The sequence below is a fragment of the Pseudomonas frederiksbergensis genome (assembly GCF_900105495.1).
Taxonomy (GTDB): domain Bacteria; phylum Pseudomonadota; class Gammaproteobacteria; order Pseudomonadales; family Pseudomonadaceae; genus Aquipseudomonas; species Aquipseudomonas frederiksbergensis.
The window spans coordinates 2,411,457-2,433,742 of record NZ_FNTF01000002.1; the positions used below are offsets into that span (position 1 = coordinate 2,411,457).

The window sequence follows — 22,286 nt, forward strand, 5'->3', positions numbered from 1 at the left end:
GCGCGCACTCTAACCGCTGTGCTCTACCGGGCGCCAGCCATGGCGCTGAATATCAACACGATTGTTCAGGATACTGATGCCCTCCATGCGCAAACGCGCGCGTTGTTCATCCCCCGAAGGGCTGCCGGCAGGCAAGCTGATACGTCCGCCGGCGCCGAGCACGCGGTGCCAGGGTAATTTGCTGTCGCCCGGCAGTTGGCTCAGCGTTCGCCCGACGAAGCGGGCGGCGCGACCCAGTCCCGCCAACTCGGCGAGCTGACCATAACTGACAACTTTGCCCTCGGGGACTTGCGCCAGAGTCAGGTACAACGCCGTGCGTCGGATTTGCGCCGGACTATCGGTAGCAGTGAGTGAGTCGGTCACATCGGCAGTTCCTGAAAAAAGTTCGCTTTACCGTCTGTAGAGTAAATCCTGGATCACCTATTGAGAAATGAACTCATTAGAAATAGTTGGGTCAGTCCTTGCTAGGGTCTTATTCGTATGGATAATGCCGACTTTTTTTCGCAAACTTGAGCCTGTATTTGCTTATGTTGTCCAGAACCCTGCTGTGCCTCGCTGTCGTCAGTGCCTCCACACCCTTGCTCGCCGATACTGTCTGGTTGAAGAACGGTGACAAGCTGAGCGGCAAGATCGTCGTTTTCGATGGCGGCAAGCTGTTGATCCAGACCGAATACGCCGGTGCCGTCCCGATCGACTGGAAGCAGGTCAAAACCCTGGAAAGCGATCAACAGTTGCTGGTCAAGCAGGATGCCTACAACGGTGAAAAAGCCAAGGCACTGCATGCGGCAGAAGACGGCAAGGTCACCCTGGCCAATGGTGACACTCCCAAGACGGTGGAGCTGGCAAGCATTCAGCAGATTCTCAAGCCCAAGCCTGTCGTTGAGGATTTGGTGTGGAAGGGCAATGTCGATGCCGCGCTGGATTATCAGCGAGCCGAAAAAGACACCGACGATTACGATATCGACTTCAAGACCAGTGCGCGTCATGGCAGGTGGCGACATACCGCTGAAGGCGAGTACAACCGCGAATTTCAGGATGACGTGGTCACTACCGACAACTGGCGCGGCGAATACTCGCTCGACCGCTTCCTGACCGAAAAGTGGTTCTGGCAGGGGCGCGCAGTCTATAAGCGTGACAAGGTCGAAGAGCTCTCTCGTCAGCGCACCGTCGGTACCGGTCCGGGTTACCAGTTCTGGGATAACGAACTGGGCGCATTCTCGCTAGGCTCGCTGCTCAACCGCACGGACTATGAGTTCAGTAATGGCAACAAGGAAAACTTCTACTCCCTGGCGATGAAGTGGGATTACAACCGCTACCTGATCGGCAAGAAGGTGGAATTCTTCACCAATGGCGAAGTGGGCAAGCCGTTGTCGGACGTGGCGGATTACGCGCTCGATGCCGAACTGGGCTTGCGCTACAAGGTGACCGATTGGGCTTCGCTTAACCTGAAGGCCGAGCGAGATATCATCAGCGGCACCGACGATGCGGATTTGAACAAGACCCGCTACACCGCCGGGTTTGGCGTGACTTGGTAAGACGCAAAAAATCGCAGCCATGGGCTGCGATTTTTTTTGCCTGCAAAACAGACAGGCACAAAAAAGCCCCGCTTTGAGGGCGGGGCTTTTTACTAAAGCAAGTACAAGTTAGATAACTTGAACTTCTTCAGCTTGCATGCCTTTCTGACCGCGGGTAGCGATGAAAGAAACCTGTTGGCCTTCTTTCAGGCTTTTGAAGCCGTCGGATTGGATAGCTTTGAAGTGAACGAACAGGTCGTCACCGGATTGTGGAGTGATGAAGCCGAAGCCTTTTTCATCGTTGAACCACTTAACGGTACCAGTTTGGCGATTAGACATGGTGTAACTCCTTGAACAAAGATAACTGCGACGCAGGAAGAACCCTGGCCGAGACTGAGTGCAAAGAGCAGGAAAAATTCTTGTAGATGGTTGGATCGAAATTCAACATATCGTGTAGAGATTCTCAGTGACACAAGCAGCACAGTGGCGCCACCTTAACCCTTTTTCCGGAACGTGCCAATGCTTCCTGCAAAGGTTTCTCTGTTTTCGTGACTGACGGTCCGCCGGTTTACCCGCAAGGGCCGGAAATTACGGGGGTATCGGCAAAGTTTGTGCCTCGGACTTTGAACCCGAAGCGTGCGCCCGGTAAGATGCCGGACAGATTTTTTCCACCTCGCTATTCAGGACACCCGCCATGAGCATCAAATCGGACAAGTGGATTCGCCGCATGGCGCAAGAGCACGGCATGATCGAGCCCTTCGTAGAGCGCCAGATGCGCGGCGAAGGCGCCGACCGAGTGATTTCCTACGGCGTGTCGAGCTATGGCTACGACGTACGCTGCGCCGATGAATTCAAAGTGTTCACCAACATCAATTCGGCGACCGTTGATCCGAAGAACTTCGACGAGAAGAGCTTCGTCGACGTCAAGAGCGATGTCTGCATCATTCCGCCGAACTCCTTTGCCTTGGCACGCACCGTGGAATTCTTCCGTATTCCGCGCAATGTGCTGACGATCTGTCTGGGTAAAAGCACCTACGCGCGTTGCGGCATTATCGTCAACGTGACGCCGCTTGAGCCTGAGTGGGAAGGCCACGTGACCCTGGAATTCTCCAACACCACCACGCTGCCGGCAAAAATCTACGCCAACGAAGGTGTGGCTCAGATGCTGTTCTTCGAATCCGACGAAGAGTGCGAAGTGTCCTACAAGGACCGTGGCGGCAAGTATCAGGGCCAGCGCGGCGTCACCCTGCCGCGCACCTGATCCGTTCGTCTGGCAAATCGTGGGAATTCTTGAGCGGGTAGACACTCTATGGGGTGTACTGCCCGGTTCGCGCAACGCGGACGGGGCCATCGCTCAGGAGTGCTTTATGAAGATCGATCCGCGAATAAGTGCCGAACTGGCAAGGCTTGAGCCCAATCAGGTTGGCGTTTTGGCCTGGTCCTTGTTGGCACATCCACCTATCGACATGGCAGGGGGTATCCCCGGTCAGCCTGATCCCGATACCCCCAACGAACAACCCACCGAGCCCGGTGAGCCTACCTTGCCGGATGAGCCGCCTCCTGCGCCCGTTGCCTGATACCGAAACGCGTGTAGGAGCAAAGCTTGCTCGCGATGAACGCGACGCGGTCTATTAACGACCGAGTTATCGTTCATCGCGAGCAAGCTTTGCTCCTACGGGTGGTGGGGGTTACTTGAGGTTGCCGCTCAGGAATTGCTTCAACCGCTCGCTCTTCGGATTGCCCAGCACGTCTTCCGGTGTACCTTCCTCCTCCACCAATCCCTGGTGCAGGAACAGCACCTGATTCGAGACCTTGCGGGCGAAGCTCATTTCGTGGGTCACCATGATCATGGTTCGGCCTTCCTCGGCCAGGCCCTGGATCACCCTGAGCACCTCACCCACCAGTTCGGGGTCGAGGGCCGAGGTGGGTTCGTCGAACAGCATCACTTCCGGCTCCATGGCGAGTGCCCGGGCAATTGCCACGCGTTGCTGCTGACCGCCGGAAAGAAACGCCGGGTATTGATCCGCCACGCGCGAGGCCAGGCCCACTTTGTCGAGATAGCGTCGGGCACGGTCTTCGGCTTCCTGCTTGCTGCACCCCAGCACCCGGCGCGGGGCCATGGTGATGTTTTCCAGTACCGTCATGTGGCTCCACAGATTGAAGTGCTGGAACACCATGGCCAGGCGGGTGCGGATCCGTTGCAGTTCATTGGCATCGGCCACGTGCATACCGTGGCGATCCTTGATCATGCGGATGTTCTGGCCGTCCAGGCTCATGGCGCCGTCATTGGGCTGTTCGAGAAAGTTGATGCAGCGCAGGAAGGTACTTTTGCCCGAGCCGCTGGCGCCGATCAGGCTGATGACGTCGCCGGTGTTGGCCTTGAGCGAAACGCCTTTGAGTACTTGATGTTCGCCATAGCTTTTATGCAGGCCTTCAATGGTCAGTTTGTACATGGGGCATGCATCCTCAAGGCGAAAGTAGGTAGCCACTGCGATAGGCTTCGGTGCCCGCAATGTGGGCGATCACCATGCCGGCAGTGGCCATGCGCCGTAGCGAGCGGGCGTACATCAACCCGGCGACGGTGCAATGAACGGGGGTGACGCGGTCAAGGATCGGGTCGATGATTTCAGCGATCAGTTGCCCGGCTTCGAGGTATTCCCCGGGTAGCGCGGTGAACACCAGCAGCCCGCCGACCGGTGTCGCTACCGGTTCAACGCCGGCTAGCGGCGTAGCCGGGTAGGGCAGTTCAGGCAGCGAAGCAGGTTCGCCGGCAATGGCGCCGAAGTGAGTCAGGTAATTGATCAGCGCCTGGCAATCGAGGCTGGCCAGCGGGTGATTGACGTCACCCTGGCCACGCAATTCGACGGTGACCGAAAAACTGCCCAGCGGAATATCGAAGTGTTCGCCGAAGCGTTCCTTCAACTGCCACCAGAGCAGGGTGAAACATTCATCGAACGACTGACCGCCGGAGTCGGTGGCCAGCAGGCTGGCTTCGGCACCGATATAACGCGCCAATGGCTCGACCTGCGGCCAGGCCTCGGGCGTGGTGTAAAGGTGCGCGACCGCTTCGAAATCGCAATGCAGGTCCAGCACCATGTCGGCATCGCAGGCTAGCCGTTGCAGAACCAGGCGCTGGGATTGCAGTTGCGTGCTGGCGGTCTGTCGGGCGAGGGCATTGCGCAGGCTGCTGCGAATCAGTTCGAGGTTGCGCTGCGGATCGTCGCCGAGCCGGCCTTCGATCTCGTTGCCGACGGCTTCGCTCAGATCGACGAACCAGCGATTGAAGTTCTGCCCGCTTTCGAGGTCGTAACGGCCCAGCGGTACATCCATCAGTATTTGTTCGAGGCCAACCGGATTGGCCACCGGCACCAGCACGATTTCGCTGCGCAGACGGCCGGCGGCTTCGAGTTCCGCCAGACGTTGCTTGAGGTGCCAGGCAACCAGCATGCCGGGCATTTCGTCGGCATGCAGGGATGACTGGATGTAAATCTTGCCTTTGGCCGATGAGGGGCCGAAGTGAAAGCTGTGAATCTGTCGAGCGGTCCCCGGCAGCGGGGCCAGCAAGTCATGAATCTGGTGGCGCATGTCTCTTTATCCCTAAAGCGGGTCCTAGTGGGTCGGCCCGAGGAAGGCCAGCCATCGGCGTTCGGCGAGGCGGAACAGGCCGACCAGCGCAAAGGTAACGGTCAGGTAGATCAGCGCGGCGATGCCGAACGACTGGAAGGTCAGGAAGGTCGCCGAGTTGGCGTCCCGCGCGACTTTCAATACGTCCGGGATGGTCGCGGTGAATGCCACGGTGGTCGAGTGCAGCATCAAAATCACTTCGTTGCTGTAATAAGGCAACGAACGACGCAGGGCCGAAGGCATGATCACGTAGGCATAAAGCTTCCAGCCTGTCAGACCGTAAGCCTTGGCCGCTTCCACTTCACCATGCGCCATGCTGCGAATCGCCCCGGCGAAAATCTCCGTGGTGTAGGCACAGGTGTTCAGGGCGAAGGCCAGGATCGTGCAGTTCATCGCATCGCGAAAGAACGCATCCAGCACAGGTTGGGCGCGCACGGCGGCCAAACTGTAAATCCCGGTGTAGCAGATCAGCAGCTGAATATAGAGCGGCGTACCCCGGAACAGATAGGTGAAGAACTGAACCGGCCAGCGGATGTAGAAGTGCGGCGAAACCCGGGCGATGGACAGCGGGACCGACACCACGAAACCGATGAAGATCGACGCGCTGAGCAGCCACATGGTCATGGCCAGGCCGGTGATGTTGTAGCCGTCGGTATAAAGGAAAGGTTTCCAGTATTCCTGCAAGAGCTCGATCATCGTACGGCCTCCCGGGAACCGGCGGCGTAGCGGCGTTCGAGCCAGCGCAGGACGAAGTTGGAGGCACTGGTGATCACCAGATAAATCAGTGCTGCAAGCACCAGGAAGTAGAACAGTTGATAAGTGCTTTTGCCGGCATCCTGCGCCGCCTTGACCAGATCGGCCAGGCCGATGATAGAGACCAGGGCTGTGGCCTTGAGCATCACCATCCAGTTGTTACCGATACCCGGCAGGGCAAAACGCATCATCTGCGGGAACACCACGATCCAGAAACGCTGGCCGCGCTTGAGGCCATACGCGGTTGCCGCTTCGACCTGGCCCCGTGGGACCGCGAGAATCGCGCCACGGAAGGTTTCGGTGAAATACGCGCCATAAATGAAGCCCAGGGTGATAACCCCAGCGCTGAACGGGTTGATCTCGATGTATTCCCATTCCATGAAATCGGTAAACGACGTCAGCCAGGTTTGCAGGCTGTAGAAGATCAACAGCATCAGCACCAGGTCCGGCACACCGCGAATCAGTGTGGTGTAGAGCTGGGCCGGTATGCGCACCAGTTTGACTTTTGACAGCTTGGCGCTGGCGCCGAGCAAGCCGAGCAAAACGGCCACCAACAGCGACAACACCGACAATTTGATGGTCATCCAGGTGCCTTCCATCAGCAACGGGCCGAAGCCGTGGAGGCTGAAGGCGGAGAGCCCCAGGTTTTGTAATAGGTTTTCGAACATAAATCAGCAACCTGATCGGAAGAAAAAAGCGCCCATCGCAAGATGGGCGCCGGGCATCATTTGCCGCTGTACAGATTCAGATCGCCAAAGTGTTTCTTCTGAATGGTGGCGTAGGTGCCATCTTCGTGTAACGCTTTGATACCTTTATTCAAAAGGTCTTTGAGGTCTTTGTTACCTTTAGAGATACCGATAGCTGTTTTGGACGGCAGCAATTCGCTGTCGACCGGCTTGCTGACTTCGTAGCCTTCGCCTTTTGGCGACTTCAAAAAGCCCAGTTCAGCTTGCAGCATGTCCTGGATCGCCGCGTCGAGGCGACCGGAAGTCAGGTCCGAATACACCTGATCCTGGTTCTGATAGGCCTGGGTTTTCACCCCGGCCTTGTCCAGCACGGCTTTAGCGTAGGCTTCCTGAATGGTGCCTTGCTCATAGCCGACGGTCTTGCCCTTCAGCGAAGCGACGTCTGCGGTCAGGCCGGAACCTTTCTTGAACACGTAGGCGGTTGGGCCGGAGAACAGCTCGTCGGAGAAGTCGATGACTTTTTCGCGGGCCGGGGTGACGGTCATCGAAGAGATCACACCGTCGAATTTATTGGCCTTTAAGCCCGGAATCATGCCATCGAAATCACTTTCGACCCATTTGCACTTGACCTTCAGCTCGGCGCAGATCGCGTTACCCAGGTCGATGTCGAAACCTACCAGGCTACCGTCAGCCGCTTTTGACTCAAACGGAGCGTAGGAAGGATCAACGCCAAAACGCAATTCCTTGTATTCCTTGGCCAGCGCGGAACCGGCTGCCATGCACAACGCCAGTGCAGAAAGGGTCAGCAATGCTTTTTTCATTATTCAATCCCTAAAAACCAATATGAGCGCTTGTGGCGCAGAATTATTGTTACTGGAAAGCGTAAGACCCTATGAAAGTAGCAATTTCCGAACCAGAGTCCCGAACAAGTGTTTTAAAAGGTGATTCAAGAAATGGCAAGGAGGGATTTGTGCACGAAAACGGGCGGTGAGAATTTGATGCACCAACATCGATAGGATCACCACAAAACCCTGTGGGAGCGAGCCTGCTCGCGATGAGGGAGTGTCAGTCGAAAAATTGTTAACTGACACACCGCTATCGCGAGCAGGCTCGCTCCCACAAGGGGTCGGATCAGCTGAGTAAATCCTGCAACGTTCCCAAATTGTCCGCTTCCTCGACCGACTTATCCTGCCGCCAACGCAACATCCTCGGGAACCGCACCGCAATCCCGCTCTTGTGTCGCCTGGACAGGGCGATGCCCTCGAAACCCAGTTCAAACACCAGGCTCGGTGTGACACTGCTCACCGGCCCGAATTTCTCTACGGTGGTCTTGCGCACGATACTGTCGACCTGGCGCATTTCTTCGTCGGTCAGCCCCGAATACGCCTTGGCGAACGGCACCAGTGCGCGTTGGCTCGCGCCAGGCGGCCCGTCCCACACGGCGAAGGTGTAATCGCTGTAGAGACTGGCGCGGCGACCATGGCCGCGTTGCGCATAAATCAGCACCGCGTCGACGCTGAAGGGGTCGACTTTCCATTTCCACCAGACGCCCATGTCCTTGGTCCGCCCGACGCCATACAGCGCATCCCGGGCCTTGAGCATCATGCCTTCGACACCAAGCTTGCGGGAGGCTTGCCGCTGTCGGGCGAGGTCGAGCCAGTCTTCGCCGGTGAGTATCGGTGAGGCGAGTAACACCGGGTTGTTGCCGCTGGCGACGACATGCTCCAGTTGAGTGCGACGCTTGGCCTGAGGCTGGTTGCGCCAGTCTTCACCCTGCCACTCCAGCAAGTCGTAGGCGAGGATCACCACCGGCACTTCTTCGAGGATTTTTTTGTCCAGGGTTTTACGACCGATCCGCTGTTGCAGCAGCGCGAAAGGCTTTACCGCGGGGGCCGCTGGGGCATGAGGGTTGAAGGCGTCCTCGGTGGTGATTTGGTCGGTTTTCCAGGCGACGATTTCACCGTCGATCACCGTGCCGTCGGGCAAGCAGTGAACCAGGCTATCGAATTCGGGGAAGCGCTCGGTGACCAGCTCTTCACCCCGCGACCAGACCCACAGTTGACCGTCGCGTTTGACCACCTGGGCGCGAATGCCGTCCCATTTCCATTCCACTTGCCAATGGCTGGCCGGGCCGAGCAGGGCTTCGAATTGTTCAACGGGTTGTGATAGCGCGTGAGCGAGGAAAAACGGGTAGGGCTGACCGCCCCGTTGGGCATGTTCGGCAGACGATTCGGCAGCGATCAACTTCAAATAACCGGACGCGCTCGGGCGGTTGGACAGGTCGGTGTAACCCACCAGACGTTGGGCGACGCGTTTGCTGTCGAGCCCGGCCATGGCCGCCAAGGCGCGGGTGACCAGTAACTTGGAAACGCCGACACGGAAACTGCCGGTGATCAGTTTGATGCAGAGCATCAGGCTCTGGCGGTCCAGTTGCGACCACAAGGCCGGCAGTCGCTCGGCGAGGACTTGCGGGGTTTCACCGCGTAGCGGCAGCAGTTTGTGTTCAATCCAGACCGCTAATCCATCGTTGGAACTGTGAAGCGCTTCGGGCATTACCAGCGAAATGGTTTCCGCCAGATCGCCGACCGCTTGATAACTTTCTTCGAACAGCCACGGCGAAAGGCCGGAGATTTCCACCGCCAGCTCTCGCAGGATGCGTACCGGCACCAGTTGCCGAGGACGCCCGCCGGACAAAAAGTAAACAGCCCATGCGGCATCTTCCGGCGCGGCCTCGGCGAAGTAGTGTTGCATCGCCGCCAGTTTGGCGTTGCTCGAGGTGGTGGCATCGAGTTCGGCATACAAATCGGCGAAGGCCTTCATGGCAGCACCTCGGCGCTCTCGGGTTCGAAGGCTGCGTTTTCGTCCTCATCGTCGCCGTACTCGGTGCTGAAGCTCATGGCATCAAGACCTTGTTCGCGCAGATAGCGCACCAGTACCCCAACCGAACCGTGGGTCACTCTCACGCGCTCGGCACCGGTTTGTTCGATGGCCCAGAGCAGGCCCGGCCAGTCGGCGTGGTCAGACAATACGAAGCCACGATCCACACCACGTCGCCGCCGAGTGCCGCGCAAACGCATCCAGCCGCTGGCGAAACCATCGCTGTAGTCACCGAAGCGCCGCATCCAGCTGCTGCCGCCAGCCGAAGGCGGGGCCAGGACCAGCGCCTTGCGCATCATGGGGTCGCTCTTTTGTACTTCGCCGGCATAGATCGTGGGCGGTAAATAAATACCACCTTCGCGATAAACCTGATTGAGCGGTTCCACGGCCCCATGCACCAGAATGGGACCGAGACTGGCATCGATGCCGTGGAGAATTCGCTGCGCCTTGCCGAACGCATAGCAGAACAGCACGCTGGTTTTGTCGTCGGCGGCGTTGGCTTGCCACCACTGATTGATCTCGGCAAAAACCTGCGCCTGGGGTTGCCAGCGATAAATCGGCAGACCGAAGGTCGATTCAGTGATGAAGGTATTGCAGCGCACGGGCTCGAACGGCGCGCAAGTGCCGTCGGGTTCGACCTTGTAGTCGCCCGAGGCGACCCAGACTTCGCCGCGATATTCCAGGCGCACCTGTGCCGAGCCGAGGACATGCCCGGCGGGGTGAAAACTCAAAGTGACGCCATGGTGGGTCAGGGGTTGACCGTAAGGCAGGGTTTGCAGGTTGATGCCCTGGCCCAGTCGCGCCCGCAAAATCCCTTCGCCGGGAGCGGCCGCCAGATAATGCCGGTTGCCGATGCGGGCATGGTCGCCGTGAGCGTGGGTGATGACTGAACGTTCGACCGGACGCCACGGGTCGATGTAGAAATCCCCGACCGGGCAGTACAAACCTTCAGGACGCGCGATAACAAGATCCATGTTGTTACCAGAATGAATAGGCCTGTTAGCTAGGAGGTTTGCGCGAGACGAGAAGTTCTATTTTTTTTTTCGGGAATTCAAGATCGTTCCCACGCTCTGCGTGGGAACGCCTCAAGGGACGCTCCGCGTCCAGTGACGCGGAGCGTCCCTGGCTGCATTCCCACGCGGAGCGTGGGAACGATCAAGCGGTCAGGTAGAGGCGGGGTTACTTGCCAGGTGTCAGGGTCAACCGCTTGTTGCCGTACACCTTGTCAAAGTTCTGCGGCTGCATCGGCAAGCTCATGTATTGCCCTTTCAGCCACGGATCAATGCTGTCGAGGTAGTTGTGGCTCGCCGGATTACCGGATTGCCCGGTTCCGTTCTGCCCCATCAGCGGTTCCGCCTGGCCGAAGTCGACGATAAAGCGCATGGCGGGCGCCAGGGTGGTGGTGAAATCCTGGCCCCAGGCGAATGCTGCGGTATTCAGTGTGGTGTGGTCGCCACCGGCCGCCAGTGGCCCGCGCACCGTCTGGCCGCTGGCGTTTTTCCATTCGTAGCGGTGCAGTTTGCCCCATTGCCAGGTTTTGTGGTCGCCGCCCAACTGACTGTCGCCCGCGCTGATCGCGGCCGCCAGGCTGCGGGCGAGGATCGCCGGTTTGTCTTCTTTTTGCGGTGTGCGAGCGTCATCCCAGAACGGACTGTCCTCACGCCCCAGCAGGTGATCGGCCTGGGCCGCATAGGACAACTTGCCGTTGGCGATAAAGGCTTTCCACGCCGGGCTGCTTTCCGGGCCGAGTTCGTCGAGGAAGATTTGCCGGGTGCTTTGCTGCAGGAACAGTTCGTAAATCGCTGCATCGGCGGAGGTCGGGCTGAGTTTGCCGTCGAAGGCCATCAGGCGGGTGTACGCCTCGCGAGCCTTGCCACGGTCCGCCTCAGGCAACGCTTCAATGGCCTGCTTGAGTGGTTTGGCCATGCCCGGTGCTTCGAACATTTTCTTCAGCTTGGCAGCGAAAGTGGTGGTCTGGTCGTACTGCATGGCGATCAGGCTGCGTGTGTCATGTTTGCCCACGCCCGCCAGTTCGGCCAGGCGTTCGCCACGCTCCGGCGCCGACCAGGAGTTGGACAGTTGCATGCCGTAGCCATGCGGAATGACTCGCTGGTTGGCGGTGCCGAGCCAGCCTTGGGCCGGATCCTGGTCATAGGGATGGAGCATCGGGTCGGCGTAACCATCCCAATCGTAACGACCTTCCCAGCCCGGCGACGGCAGCAGGCCTTCGCCTTCGCGACGGTTCGGGAAGCGCCCGGTGACTTGCCAACCGATGTTGCTGGCGTCGGCAAATACCAGGTTCAGCGCGATGGCGCGGATTTCGCGGCTGGCGTCCGAGGCTTTCTCGACGGTCTGGGCGCGGGACAGGTCGAAAAACGCGTCCAGGGTCTTGTCATCGGTGAAGTTCGGCGTCTGCAAGGCCAGGCCGAAACCGTTGGCCAGCGTCGTGCCTTGGGCACTGTTGAGCAGCGGGCCATGGCGGGTTTCGTACACCACTTCGCGAATCGGCCGCTGGCCTTTGACGAAGTAGGTTTCGTTGCGCACGATCGCTGGCTGCCATTTGCCACCCACCTCGTAGGAAAGTCCGTTGCCCTGGCGTTTGATTTTTTCCAGGAACAGGTCCTGGTTGTCGCCCATGACAGTGGTCATGCTCCACGCCACTTTGCCGTTGAAACCGCCGAGCACCATCGGCAAACCGGCAATGGTTACGCCAGACGCCTGGTACTTCGGCGCGCGGATCTGCACGTAACTGAACAACGACGGTACGCCCAAGGGGCCATGGCTATCGCTGGCCAGCAGGCTTTTGCCGCTGCGGCTGCGTTGCGGGCCGATCGCCCAGTTGTTCGATGAGGTGGCGCCCAGCAGATTCAGATCGGACAGTTGGCTCGTGGCTTTGCTGATCTCGGCCAGCCCCGGGATTTGCCCGTTGAGCTTGATGCCCTGAAGTTTTTCAGCTTCGGCCAGCGGCAGTTTTTCATCGGGAGCGGACGGGGTCAGCCACGGGAGTTTGTCGTTGCTGACGGTCTGGGCCAGCATCAGCGAGGAGATTTCTTCCGGCAGGTTGGCCGATTGACTGAAATTCAGCAGGCAGAAAATCAGCGCCGAGTCTTCCGGCTTCCAGTATTCAGGCTTGTAGCCGGTGGCCGCGAGGTCCGCCGGCAGCTTGTCGCGATAACGGAACAGGTAGGCGTTGACGCCGCGAGCATAGACTTCGAAGAAGCGTTTGAGGCGCGGCGAAGACGCCTTGTACAGCTCGCCGGCGCTTTTCTTCAGATTGACGGCACGCATGTAGCGGTCAGCGTCGAGCAGGTCCGAGCCGGACATCTCCGACAAACGACCCTGAGCCAACAGGCGCAACGTGACCATTTGCGTGATGCGGTCGGTGGCGTGGACGTAACCGAGGGCGAACAGCGCGTCGTGGAAGGTGTTGCTTTCGATCAGCGGCATGCCCATGGCATTGCGGCGTACCGAAACGTTCTGCGCCAGGCCCTTGAGCGGTTGCACGCCGATGGTCGGCGGGAGGGTGTTCTGGGTGTTCCAGGTCTGACAACCGGTCAGGCTCAAAACACCGGCCACTGCTGCGGCAACGCCGAACCGGGGAAGAAAATGTGTAAGGGCTGGCGAGGCCATGGCAAAGCTCCTGCGGGGGGTAGCGTCAGTAAAGGCGCTACGTTAGTGAGCAGGAGGTGCCCGCGCAAGCGGCGGCGGGGTTATTTCTTCGGTGATCGTTCCCACGCTCTGCGTGGGAATGCCTCAACGGACGCTCCGCGTTCGGCTCTTGATGGGACGCGGAGCGTCCCGGGCTGCATTCCCACGCAGAGCGTGGGAACGATCTTCAATGAAGGTCAGGATTTAGGTGGGTTGATTTTGGCCACCAGGGCATACGCCTTCACCGTCGCCGGACGGCTCTGGATGTGGTTGAACCAGCGCAGCACGTTGGGGAAGTCTTCCAGGTTCTGGCTCTGCCACTTGTGGGAAACGATCCACGGGTAGATCGCCATGTCGGCAATGCTGTATTCGCTGCCGGCGACGAAGTCTTTATCGGCCAGTTGCTTGTCGAGTACCCCGTAGAGGCGGGCGGTTTCGTCGATGTAGCGCTTGATGGCGTAGGGGATTTTCTCCGGCGCGAATTGGCTGAAGTGATGATTCTGCCCGGCCATCGGCCCCAGGCCGCCCATTTGCCAGAACAACCATTGCAGCGCTTGCTGGCGCCCGCGCAAGTCTTTGGGCAGGAACTTGCCGGTTTTCTCTGCCAGGTACAGCAGAATCGCCCCGGACTCGAACAATGCCAACGGCTCACCGCCATCGGCCGGTTCGGGATCGACGATGGCTGGAATCTTGTTGTTCGGGGAAATTTTCAGGAATTGGGGTTTGAACTGGTCGTTCTGGCTGATGTTGATCGGGTGCACGTTGTAGGGCAGGCCGGCTTCTTCCAGGAATATCGAGATTTTGTGACCGTTGGGGGTGGTCCAGTAATACAGGTCGATCATGGAGTACTCCAAACCAAAAGATGTCGTTACTTGCGCACAGCAAACGCCGGCATCAGGTCGTCCCGTTTGCGTTCGATAGCTTGCCTGTAGCAACAGGTGATGCTGAAGTGCGGGAAATTCAATGACCCCGCATGAGAAAAACCGGCATGGAGCTCAAAACCAACGCGGCGCTGATCATCATCGATCAACAAAAAGGCATCCTGCATCCCAGGCTCGGTCGCCGAAACAATCTTCAGGCGGAGCAGCGAATCCTCGATTTGCTAGGGCATTGGCGTCGAACCGGGCGACCGGTGATTCATGTGCAGCACGTGTCCCGGTCGCCGGAATCAGTGTTCTGGCCGCAGCAATCGGGGGTGGAATTTCAGGAACGGTTCCAGCCACAGACCGGTGAGCAGCTTATTCAAAAGCAGGTGCCGGATGCGTTTTGTGCGACGGGGCTCGAGACGAGTTTGCGAACGGCGGGGATCGATCAGTTGGTCATTGTCGGCGTGGCGACCAACAACTCGGTGGAGTCCACGGCGCGAACGGCCGGGAATCTGGGGTTTGATACGTGGGTGGCGGAGGATGCGTGTTTTACCTTCGACAAGGCTGACTACTTTGGCAACGCCCATTCAGCCGAGGAAGTGCATGCGATGTCGTTGGGCAATTTGCACGGGGAATATGCGACGGTCGTGAGTACCGCACATATTTTGCAGCCTGGCTGAAATCCCTGTGGGAGCGAGCCTGCTCGCGAAAGCGGTGTAACTGACACATTGATGGTGGATGTGCCGCAGTCATCGCGAGCAGGCTCGCTCCCACATGGGTTCTATGAACGACGTAGATCCTTGGGGGAGCGGGCTTGCTCGCGAAGGCGATTCAACAGGCGAAGAAAATCTTCGCCCGAAGCATCAAGCGCCGTGGCACTTCTTGAATTTCTTGCCGTTGCCGCAAGGGCATGGGTCGTTGCGGCCGACGTCTTTCAGGGCATTGCGCACCGGTTCCTGGTGAGCGTGGCCGCAGTTCGGGCCGTGGACATGGCCATGGTCGTGATCATGGTGGTCGTGATGGTCATGATCGTGGTTGCAGTCAGGGCCATGGACATGGGGTTGCTGGGTCATCGGTTTTGCTCCGGAATTAAATCGGCGGGGATTATCACGCCATTGCGCGCCAGGTGCACGTAGTGCGCGATGAATAAACCGGTTTCCAGTTCACCTTCCAGACGATAGGGAATGGGCTGGTCGGGTTTTTTCAGCAGTTTCACCAGGTCCCGCACCTTGGGCCACAGGTTGGTGCGGATCGGTACTTTAAAGTAGGCACTGCGTTTGGGGCCGACAGTGAACCAGTGTTCGTGCTCGCCTTCGGTCAGCAGCATGTCGCCCAAGTGAATGCGGTACTCGATGCCCCGCACCGTCAGATCGCTGTCGTTGGGGTTGTCGACACGAAAGTGCAGCAAGAATTTTTGCTGCATCAATTTCGCCTGGATGACTTCGACCTTGGCCAGATGCACCTGCGGTTCGGGTTCATCGTTACCGAACCAGGACGCACAGCCGCCGAGCCCCAGAAACAGGAGAAGGGTGAGCATCTGTAGGACGCGCCGCTGGGTGGTCATGGTAATTCTTCTCCCTTGAACCCCAGTCTAGCTTTTGATCGTTACCTCAACTCAACTGCTGAAAAAACCCGCACAACACTTCTTGAATTTCTGTCCGCTGGCGCAAGGGCACGCATCATTGCGTCCGGCCTTGAGTTGCACGGTGGGATCGATGAAATACCAGCGGCCGGCGTTCTGTACGAACGACGAGCGTTCGCGGTGGCTGTGCTCACCGCTGCCGTCGTGCCAGCGCGCGGTAAAGGTCACGAAGGCATGTTCCGGCTGACCGCCCAAGACCTCGGAGCTTTCCACTTCAAGACCCAGCCAGGTGCTTTGGGCGCTCCAGTCGCTGATGGATTGTCGATCCAGGCCTGCCTGTTGTGCGGGCAGGGTGGTCGCCACCAGATAATCGATCAGCCCCAGTACGTAGGCGCTGTAGCGCGAACGCATCAAGGCTTCGGCACACGGCGCCGGATGACCGGCATGGTAATGACCGCAGCAGGCATCGAGCGGGGTGCCGCTACCGCAGGGGCAAATGGATGTACTCATTGCGTTACCACCAATATTTCCCGAAGTTTTCCGGATTGGCCCAGAACCGTGAGTTAAGCCAGTCGGGGACTTGTTTATAGTCAAGCAGATCATAGGTAAACAGGGTCAGCACTTGCTCGTCGCGCTGGAAGCGTTCGCTGGCTTGCAGCGCCAGGGAGAAAAAATCGGTCTCCTGCCAGCCGCTGGCCGGCAAGTCCGCCAGCACCGCGATGCGGCTGGCGTTGAGGTTGCGGATCCCGCCAAGCAGGTTCAGGCCATCGCGTTTGGGCAAGTGTTCGAGACAATCGACCACCAGCGCCAGGTCAAACCGGCGCGCCGCCAGTTCAGCAGGCAACGGGCCAGGTGCCGCATGGGCCACACAACTGTCCGGGTGTGCCAGTTTGAAGGCCTCTAGTGCGGGGAATTCGCTGGCGCCAATCAGCAACAGGCGCGCGGGGGCGTAACGATCAAGCAAAGCGGCCAACGCCTGCTGGGGCGTGCGCGAAGAAATACCTGCAATCATCGAAAATCCTCAATCAGAGCTGCCAAGACTAGCCTGCTCAAAGAGCCGGGCCTAGAGCTGGTTTGGCGTAAAAGCGTCGATCTACCGTGAACACGGGGCAAAACGGGAATGGCCTATTGCTGGCGGAGATTAAAACTCGGGTCTTTACTACCTGAATCGGTTCTAAGCCGATCCCCTCAGGAGAAAACTAGATGAGCATAGTTCGCACAGCATTACCCTTGGTTCTGCTAACCAGTGTGTTGACTGGTTGCGCAGGTTTGCAGAAAACCGACTGGCCGACCTGTGCGGCGGTCGGTGGTGTCGTGGGTGCCGGTCTCGGCGCGACCGAGAGCTCGGCATGGGCGGGGTATGGCGCGCTGCTCGTCGGCGGCACGGCTGCGGCCTATTGCTGGGTTCACGGTGATGGCGACGAAGACGGCGACGGCGTACCGGACAGCCGCGACAAGTGCCCGGGAACACCTAAAGGCGTGCGGGTCGATGCCGACGGTTGCCCTCCACCGGTGCCTGCGCCAGTGGTCGAAGAAACCGCCGTGGTTAAAGAAGAAGTCATCGTCATTCGCGATGTTCACTTCGAGTTTGACAAGGCCAAACTGACCTCTGCCGACAAAGTGGTCCTCGATAAAATCGCCACTCGCTTGAAAGCGGAAGCGCCTGACGCTCGACTGACTGTAACCGGTCACACCGACAGCGTGGGCAGCGATGCCTATAACCAGAAACTGTCGGATCGTCGCGCGCACTCGGTCGTTGAATACCTGATTACCCAAGGTGTGCCACGCAGCAGCTTCGTCTCTGTCACCGGTGCCGGGGAAAGCCAGCCGGTTGCCGATAACAAAACCGCTGACGGCCGCTCGATGAACCGTCGCACGGAAATCCAAATCAACCGCTAAACCCCTTATGCTCCGCGGCTTGTGCAGTCGCGGATGCGGGTCTTTACTCCTGTGTGACCGGCATTGGCCGGTAACACAGGAGCTTTCACCATGAGTGTTCTTACACGGACCGTCTTGCCGGTTGTGCTGCTGGGCAGCCTGTTGACCGGTTGCGCTACTCACAGCGATGGCACCGCCCCCCTCAATCAACGAACCTGGCCAATCTGCAGCGTTATCGGCGGTCTGGCTGGCGGCGGTCTGGGCGCTCTGCAAAGTAGCGCTTGGGCGGCCGGTGGGGCGGCGCTTGGTATCTTGACCGGTGGCTTGATCTGTTACGCCCAGGACGGCGACGAAGACGACGATGGGGTTTTCGATCGACGCGATCGCTGTCCTGATACGCCGGCCAATACCCCCGTGGAACATCATGGTTGCCCATTGCCGCAGTACCCGGTCAGCGTGACACCTGAACCTGTGCAATCGGAGGTCATCACCCTGAGCGACGCGGACGACGTACTGTTTGCCTTCAACCAATCCGAACTGACGCCTGCCGCGCAGAGCAAGCTGGATTCGTTGATGCCCAAACTGCAAAGCGCCGAAGTGGTGAGCATCAAGGTGATCGGACATACCGACAGCGTCGGCTCGGACACCTATAACCAGGCGCTCTCGGAACGTCGCGCCAGTAGCGTGGCGGCCTACCTGTTGAGCCAGGGCCTGACGCCGAACAAGCTCACCAGCGAGGGCAAGGGCCAAAGTCAGCCGGTGGCCGATAACGAAACAGAAGAAGGGCGAGCGAAAAACCGTCGGGTGGAACTGCACGTCAATCGCTGAGCCCCGTGATAGAGCCGTCGGGTGACAAATAAGGTCGCTCCGGCGGCCATTCGGCAGCCTTCATGAAGAATTTTCCGTTGCCCTCTGGCTTATCCCGCGTGGAAGCCGGTACTGTGCGTCAAAGAATAATTCTCAACGGGGGAGCGTATGAACGTGTTTTGGGGGCTGGGGAAGTTGTTGACCCTGCTTTTCTGGCTGGTGGTGTTGACCAATCAGCTCATGCCGTTTGTCAATCCTCTGCATCTGCTGGTCAATCTGGCTGGCGGCCTGCTGGCCTGCCTTCATCTTCTTGAGGCGGTGTTCTGTTTCCGTAGCCTCAGAGGTCGTGCTCATCCTTGGCGAGACCGCCTGAAGATCCTGTTTTTCGGCGTTTTCCACCTGCAAACCATCCCGGCTCCGACCGCGTCTAAGGCTTCCCATGCGTAAACTCTGTTTGCTCGCTGCACTCATCAGCCCGTTGGCCTGCGCCCAGGTGGTGAGCGTCGAAACCAACTCGCTGATGCGTTTGCCCAACACCGCCAGCACCTTGCAACTGGAACGCCTGGAAGTGGCCGACTACGGCACGTTGTTGATTCCCTCGAATGTGACCGAGGTATCCGTCGGTGAATTGCGTCTGGGTCGTGAAGCGCGGATCGCCATCGTCCCCGGCGAACAGCCGCTTGAGCTGAAGGTCAGTCGAGCGCAGTTGTCGGAAGGCAGCCAGATCACGGCTCGCGGCGCGCCGGGGAATTACCTCAAGGCCGCCCGCTCCGGGCGTAACCTGAACTTGCAGATCAAGTCACTGAGTGCGCCGCAACTGTTGGTGGACGCTCGCGGCGGCGCGGGCGCGCCGGGTTTCGTCGGTCTCGATGGGGCCAACGGCCAGGCGCCGGGTTGTACCTGGGGTCAGGCCGGTCGTGGTGCCGATGGCAGTGACGGGAGTGACGGCCAGCCAGGCGCGCCGGGTGCACTGGTTCGCCTGGAAGTGCCGCGCGATTACCCGGCGGAACTGATCAAGGTCCAGGTGGCCGGCGGCGACGGTGGCGTGGCCGGGCCTGGCGGTAAGCCGGGTGCGGGTGGCAAGGCCAAGGGCTGCTTTGTTTACAAGGCCGATGGCGGAAAAAATGGTCGTCCTGGCGCTGATGGTCAGCCGGGGCCTGCCGGAGCGGAGGGGGCGGTGACCGTGCAGCGGTTGTAAAAGCGACCGAGTTTTGATTGTTCCCACGCTCTGCGTGGGAATACAGCCCGTGACGCTCCGCGTCACTGGACGCGGAGCGTCCCTTGAGGCATTCCCACGCAGAGCGTGGGAACGATCACGGCCGTGCCGCAGCAATCGCCACCAGCACCAACCCGACAATCAGATTAATCCCCACCAACTTGCGAATTTTCCCAAGCGTCGCAGCGCCGGTCGGCCAGTCCTGCGCCGCCACGGCCGTGCGCAACTCTGGCAATAACAAGGCCTGAATCCGGATAAACAGCGCCGTCATCACCACGTACAACCCCATCATCACCTGCACATACCGCGGCGCCGCTTCAAAACCGCTGTACTGCAAATGAATCATGCCCACACCGCTGATCGGCAAAAGCACCACCGCAACCCAGACCCAGCGGAAAAAGCCTTGAAACACTTCTACCCACAGCTTCAGTCGGGCAGGGCCTTCCAGTGCCTTCATCGCCGCGGGCCGCAAGACCATCCACGCGAAAAACATGCCGCCGACCCAGACCAGGGCTGACAGGACATGCAGGGTGTAAACGATGCCAAAAGGTGTCATTGAGGTACTCCGTTCTGCGCGGGATTAATTAGCGCGGTATGATAGCCGCCGAACCGAACCACTGAAAATTTATCCAGCGTTTTTTGCGCCCGACAATCCATGATCAGCACTGAACTCAAAACCACGATCCAGGGCGCCTACTCGCGTTTTCTCGAAGCCAAGAGCCTCAAGCCGCGCTACGGCCAACGCCTGATGATCGCCGAAATTGCCAAGGTCCTCGGTGACATCGACACCGATGACGAAGGCCGGCGCAGTGGCGACCCTGCGATTGTCGCGGTGGAAGCCGGCACCGGCACCGGCAAAACCGTGGCCTACAGCCTGGCCGCCATCCCCACGGCCAAGGCTGCGGGCAAACGCCTGGTGATCGCCACGGCCACCGTGGCCCTGCAAGAGCAGATCGTCTACAAGGATTTGCCCGACCTGATGCGCAACAGCGGGCTGAGTTTCAGCTTCGCCCTGGCCAAGGGACGCGGGCGCTACATGTGCCTGTCCAAGCTCGACATGTTGCTCCAGGAAGGTCACGCACAAACCGCCACGGCGCAGCTGTTTGAAGAAGAAGGCTTCAAGATCGAGGTCGACGAAGCCAGTCAGAAGCTGTTCACCAGCATGATCGAGAAACTCGCCGGCAATAAGTGGGACGGCGACCGCGACAGTTGGTCCACCGCCCTGGAAGACGCCGACTGGGCGCGCCTGACCACCGATCACAGCCAGTGCACCAATCGCCATTGCCCGAACTTCGGCCAGTGCGCCTTCTACAAGGCCCGCGAAGGCATGGGCAAGGTCGATGTGATCGTCACCAACCACGACATGGTCCTGGCCGACCTGGCACTGGGCGGCGGCGCCGTGTTGCCGGACCCGCGCGACACCATCTACGTGTTCGACGAAGGCCATCACCTGCCGGACAAGGCCATCGGCCATTTCGCCCATTACACGCGCCTGCGTTCCACCGCCGACTGGTTGGAAACCACCGCCAAGAACCTCACCAAATTGCTGGCCCAGCATCCGCTGCCGGGCGACCTGGGGAAGTTGATCGAACAAGTGCCGGAACTCGCGCGGGAGATCAAGACCCAGCAGCAATTCATGTTCAGCGCCTGCGAGCAGGTCGCCGATTTCAAACCGGGCGAAGACGTCGAAGGCCGTGAGCGGCCGCGTCATCGCTTCGTCGGCGGGGTGATTCCCGAGCACATGCGCGAAATGGGCGTCGAGCTGAAGAAGGGTTTCGCCCGTCTGACCGATCTGTTTACCCGTCTCACCGAACTGCTCAAGGAAGGCATGGATGGCGAGGTCAACATCGGCATCGCCAGCAACCAGGCCGAAGAGTGGTACCCGCTGTTCGGCAGCCTGTTGTCGCGTTCTTCGGGCAACTGGGAGTTGTGGGTCGCGTTCACCGCTGAAGACCCGGAAGACAACCCGCCGATGGCCCGCTGGCTGACCCTGGCCGAAAGCGGCTCGCTGTTCGACATCGAGGTCAACGCCAGCCCGATCCTCGCGGCGGAAATGCTCCGTCGCAATTTGTGGAACGTGGCTTACGGCGCTCTGGTGACCTCCGCGACATTGACCGCACTCGGCACCTTCGATCGCTTCCGCATGCGCGCCGGCCTGCCGAAAAAAGCCGTGACCGCAGTGGTTCCAAGCCCGTTTCATCACGCCGACGCTGGCGTGCTGCGGGTGCCGGACCTGAAGGCCGATCCGCGTGATGCGCCGGCCCATACCGCAGCGATCATCCGCGACTTGCCGGCCTTGGTGGAAGGTTCGCGCGGCACCCTGGTGCTGTTCTCCTCGCGCAAACAGATGCAGGACGTGTTCGACGGCCTCGACCGCGACTGGCGCAAGCAAGTGTTCATTCAAGGCAACCTGTCGAAACAGGAAACCCTGAACAAGCACAAGGCGCGGGTCGATGGCGGCGATTCCAGTGTGTTGTTCGGCCTGGCGAGTTTCGCCGAAGGGGTCGACTTGCCGGGTGCGTACTGCGAGCACGTGGTGATCGCGAAGATTCCATTTTCGGTGCCCGATGATCCGGTCGAAGCGGCCCTGGCTGAGTGGATCGAGGCTCGGGGTGGCAATCCGTTCATGGAAATCTCCGTGCCGGATGCTTCGCTGAAGCTGGTCCAGGCCTGCGGTCGCTTGCTGCGCACCGAAGAAGACCGCGGCACCATCACCTTGCTCGATCGACGCCTGGTCACCCAGCGTTATGGCAAGGCAATCCTCAATGCGTTGCCTCCCTTCCGGCGTGAAATTTCCTGATACACCGGTGGGCAAATTTGCCCACCGCGTTGTCT

The 22,286-nt window shown here is 59.4% G+C and carries 25 protein-coding genes; 9 read left to right on the plus strand and 16 right to left on the minus strand.

From position 1 onward, the window contains the following. Positions 1–9: 9 nt before the first annotated feature. The gene (locus tag BLW70_RS11325; RefSeq protein WP_074874087.1) at positions 10–363 is read right to left on the minus strand and encodes an MGMT family protein; all 354 of its coding nucleotides are present in this window, start codon (positions 361–363) and stop codon (positions 10–12) included. 164 nt (positions 364–527) lie between these two features. Here BLW70_RS11325 and BLW70_RS11330 point away from each other — a divergent pair, with 164 nt between their 5' ends. After that, complete coding sequence (locus tag BLW70_RS11330) at positions 528–1,535, plus strand: DUF481 domain-containing protein (protein WP_074874088.1); 1,008 nt, start codon at positions 528–530, stop codon at positions 1,533–1,535. 108 nt (positions 1,536–1,643) lie between these two features. Here BLW70_RS11330 and BLW70_RS11335 read toward each other — a convergent pair whose 3' ends face one another. After that, positions 1,644–1,853, minus strand: a complete 210-nt coding sequence (locus tag BLW70_RS11335; RefSeq protein WP_002554837.1) for a cold-shock protein — start codon at positions 1,851–1,853, stop codon at positions 1,644–1,646. 355 nt (positions 1,854–2,208) lie between these two features. Between BLW70_RS11335 and dcd the strand changes: the two genes are divergently transcribed. Both dcd and BLW70_RS11345 read left to right on the plus strand, forming a co-directional pair. Further along, the gene (gene dcd, locus BLW70_RS11340) at positions 2,209–2,775 is read left to right on the plus strand and encodes a dCTP deaminase (RefSeq protein WP_074874089.1); all 567 of its coding nucleotides are present in this window, start codon (positions 2,209–2,211) and stop codon (positions 2,773–2,775) included. A gap of 106 nt (positions 2,776–2,881) precedes the next feature. Then, entirely contained in the window at positions 2,882–3,091 is a 210-nt protein-coding gene (locus tag BLW70_RS11345) for a hypothetical protein (protein ID WP_074874090.1), read from the plus strand. Positions 3,092–3,202: 111 nt separating this feature from the next. Here BLW70_RS11345 and BLW70_RS11350 read toward each other — a convergent pair whose 3' ends face one another. The 9 genes from BLW70_RS11350 to BLW70_RS11390 all read right to left on the minus strand — a co-directional run bounded on the left by BLW70_RS11350 (position 3,203) and on the right by BLW70_RS11390 (position 13,944). Beyond that, positions 3,203–3,967: an ABC transporter ATP-binding protein gene (locus tag BLW70_RS11350; protein ID WP_074874091.1), complete on the minus strand. Its 765-nt coding sequence runs from the start codon at positions 3,965–3,967 to the stop codon at positions 3,203–3,205. 13 nt (positions 3,968–3,980) lie between these two features. After that, complete coding sequence (locus BLW70_RS11355) at positions 3,981–5,099, minus strand: succinylglutamate desuccinylase/aspartoacylase family protein (protein ID WP_074874092.1); 1,119 nt, start codon at positions 5,097–5,099, stop codon at positions 3,981–3,983. A 24-nt stretch (positions 5,100–5,123) separates the two neighbouring features. Next, complete coding sequence (locus BLW70_RS11360; protein ID WP_074874093.1) at positions 5,124–5,834, minus strand: ABC transporter permease; 711 nt, start codon at positions 5,832–5,834, stop codon at positions 5,124–5,126. Next, complete coding sequence (locus BLW70_RS11365) at positions 5,831–6,559, minus strand: ABC transporter permease (RefSeq protein WP_074874094.1); 729 nt, start codon at positions 6,557–6,559, stop codon at positions 5,831–5,833. The genes BLW70_RS11360 and BLW70_RS11365 overlap by 4 nt, the downstream gene beginning before the upstream one ends. 56 nt (positions 6,560–6,615) lie before the next feature. Further along, positions 6,616–7,398: a transporter substrate-binding domain-containing protein gene (locus tag BLW70_RS11370; RefSeq protein WP_074874096.1), complete on the minus strand. Its 783-nt coding sequence runs from the start codon at positions 7,396–7,398 to the stop codon at positions 6,616–6,618. Positions 7,399–7,708: 310 nt separating this feature from the next. Beyond that, a complete protein-coding gene (locus tag BLW70_RS11375) occupies positions 7,709–9,397 on the minus strand; it encodes an ATP-dependent DNA ligase (protein ID WP_074874097.1) in 1,689 nt (562 codons plus the stop codon). After that, positions 9,394–10,428: a ligase-associated DNA damage response exonuclease gene (locus tag BLW70_RS11380; protein ID WP_074874099.1), complete on the minus strand. Its 1,035-nt coding sequence runs from the start codon at positions 10,426–10,428 to the stop codon at positions 9,394–9,396. Before BLW70_RS11380 ends, BLW70_RS11375 begins: the two co-directional genes overlap by 4 nt. Positions 10,429–10,633: 205 nt before the next feature. Then, a complete protein-coding gene (locus BLW70_RS11385) occupies positions 10,634–13,084 on the minus strand; it encodes a penicillin acylase family protein (protein WP_074874101.1) in 2,451 nt (816 codons plus the stop codon). 215 nt (positions 13,085–13,299) lie between these two features. Continuing rightward, positions 13,300–13,944: a glutathione S-transferase N-terminal domain-containing protein gene (locus BLW70_RS11390; protein WP_074874103.1), complete on the minus strand. Its 645-nt coding sequence runs from the start codon at positions 13,942–13,944 to the stop codon at positions 13,300–13,302. 146 nt (positions 13,945–14,090) lie between these two features. On the opposite strand from BLW70_RS11390, the gene BLW70_RS11395 reads away from it, so the two are divergent. Further along, positions 14,091–14,648 (plus strand): cysteine hydrolase family protein, encoded by a 558-nt coding sequence (locus BLW70_RS11395; RefSeq protein ID WP_074874105.1) that lies wholly within the window; start codon positions 14,091–14,093, stop codon positions 14,646–14,648. A gap of 183 nt (positions 14,649–14,831) precedes the next feature. On the opposite strand, the gene BLW70_RS11400 is transcribed toward BLW70_RS11395, so the two are convergent. From BLW70_RS11400 to BLW70_RS11415, 4 genes are read right to left on the minus strand one after another with little or no spacing between them, the layout of a single operon-like run. After that, a complete protein-coding gene (locus BLW70_RS11400) occupies positions 14,832–15,041 on the minus strand; it encodes an SEC-C metal-binding domain-containing protein (RefSeq protein WP_007906737.1) in 210 nt (69 codons plus the stop codon). After that, entirely contained in the window at positions 15,038–15,532 is a 495-nt protein-coding gene (locus BLW70_RS11405; RefSeq protein ID WP_074874107.1) for an LEA/WHy family protein, read from the minus strand. The genes BLW70_RS11400 and BLW70_RS11405 overlap by 4 nt, the downstream gene beginning before the upstream one ends. Before the next feature lie 51 nt (positions 15,533–15,583). After that, the gene (locus BLW70_RS11410; RefSeq protein WP_074874108.1) at positions 15,584–16,060 is read right to left on the minus strand and encodes a YchJ family protein; all 477 of its coding nucleotides are present in this window, start codon (positions 16,058–16,060) and stop codon (positions 15,584–15,586) included. Between the two features lie 4 nt (positions 16,061–16,064). Next, positions 16,065–16,562, minus strand: coding sequence for a DUF6231 family protein (locus BLW70_RS11415; RefSeq protein WP_074874110.1), 498 nt, complete (start codon positions 16,560–16,562; stop codon positions 16,065–16,067). Between the two features lie 191 nt (positions 16,563–16,753). On the opposite strand from BLW70_RS11415, the gene BLW70_RS11420 reads away from it, so the two are divergent. The 4 genes from BLW70_RS11420 to BLW70_RS11435 all read left to right on the plus strand — a co-directional run bounded on the left by BLW70_RS11420 (position 16,754) and on the right by BLW70_RS11435 (position 19,433). After that, complete coding sequence (locus tag BLW70_RS11420) at positions 16,754–17,449, plus strand: PA1041 family peptidoglycan-binding anchor lipoprotein (RefSeq protein WP_074874112.1); 696 nt, start codon at positions 16,754–16,756, stop codon at positions 17,447–17,449. Positions 17,450–17,539: 90 nt separating this feature from the next. Further along, the gene (locus tag BLW70_RS11425) at positions 17,540–18,256 is read left to right on the plus strand and encodes a PA1041 family peptidoglycan-binding anchor lipoprotein (RefSeq protein ID WP_074874114.1); all 717 of its coding nucleotides are present in this window, start codon (positions 17,540–17,542) and stop codon (positions 18,254–18,256) included. A 147-nt stretch (positions 18,257–18,403) separates the two neighbouring features. Beyond that, positions 18,404–18,682 carry a DUF1145 domain-containing protein gene (locus tag BLW70_RS11430; protein WP_074874116.1) on the plus strand — a complete coding sequence of 93 codons (279 nt, stop codon included), beginning with the start codon at positions 18,404–18,406 and terminating at the stop codon, positions 18,680–18,682. Next, the gene (locus tag BLW70_RS11435; RefSeq protein WP_074874117.1) at positions 18,675–19,433 is read left to right on the plus strand and encodes a collagen-like triple helix repeat-containing protein; all 759 of its coding nucleotides are present in this window, start codon (positions 18,675–18,677) and stop codon (positions 19,431–19,433) included. Before BLW70_RS11430 ends, BLW70_RS11435 begins: the two co-directional genes overlap by 8 nt. Positions 19,434–19,548: 115 nt before the next feature. Here the strand turns inward: BLW70_RS11435 and BLW70_RS11440 are convergent, their stop codons facing one another. After that, positions 19,549–20,007 carry a CopD family protein gene (locus tag BLW70_RS11440; protein ID WP_074874119.1) on the minus strand — a complete coding sequence of 153 codons (459 nt, stop codon included), beginning with the start codon at positions 20,005–20,007 and terminating at the stop codon, positions 19,549–19,551. Positions 20,008–20,106: 99 nt separating this feature from the next. Here BLW70_RS11440 and dinG point away from each other — a divergent pair, with 99 nt between their 5' ends. Then, the gene (gene dinG / locus BLW70_RS11445) at positions 20,107–22,251 is read left to right on the plus strand and encodes an ATP-dependent DNA helicase DinG (protein WP_074874121.1); all 2,145 of its coding nucleotides are present in this window, start codon (positions 20,107–20,109) and stop codon (positions 22,249–22,251) included. Positions 22,252–22,286 lie beyond the last annotated feature (35 nt).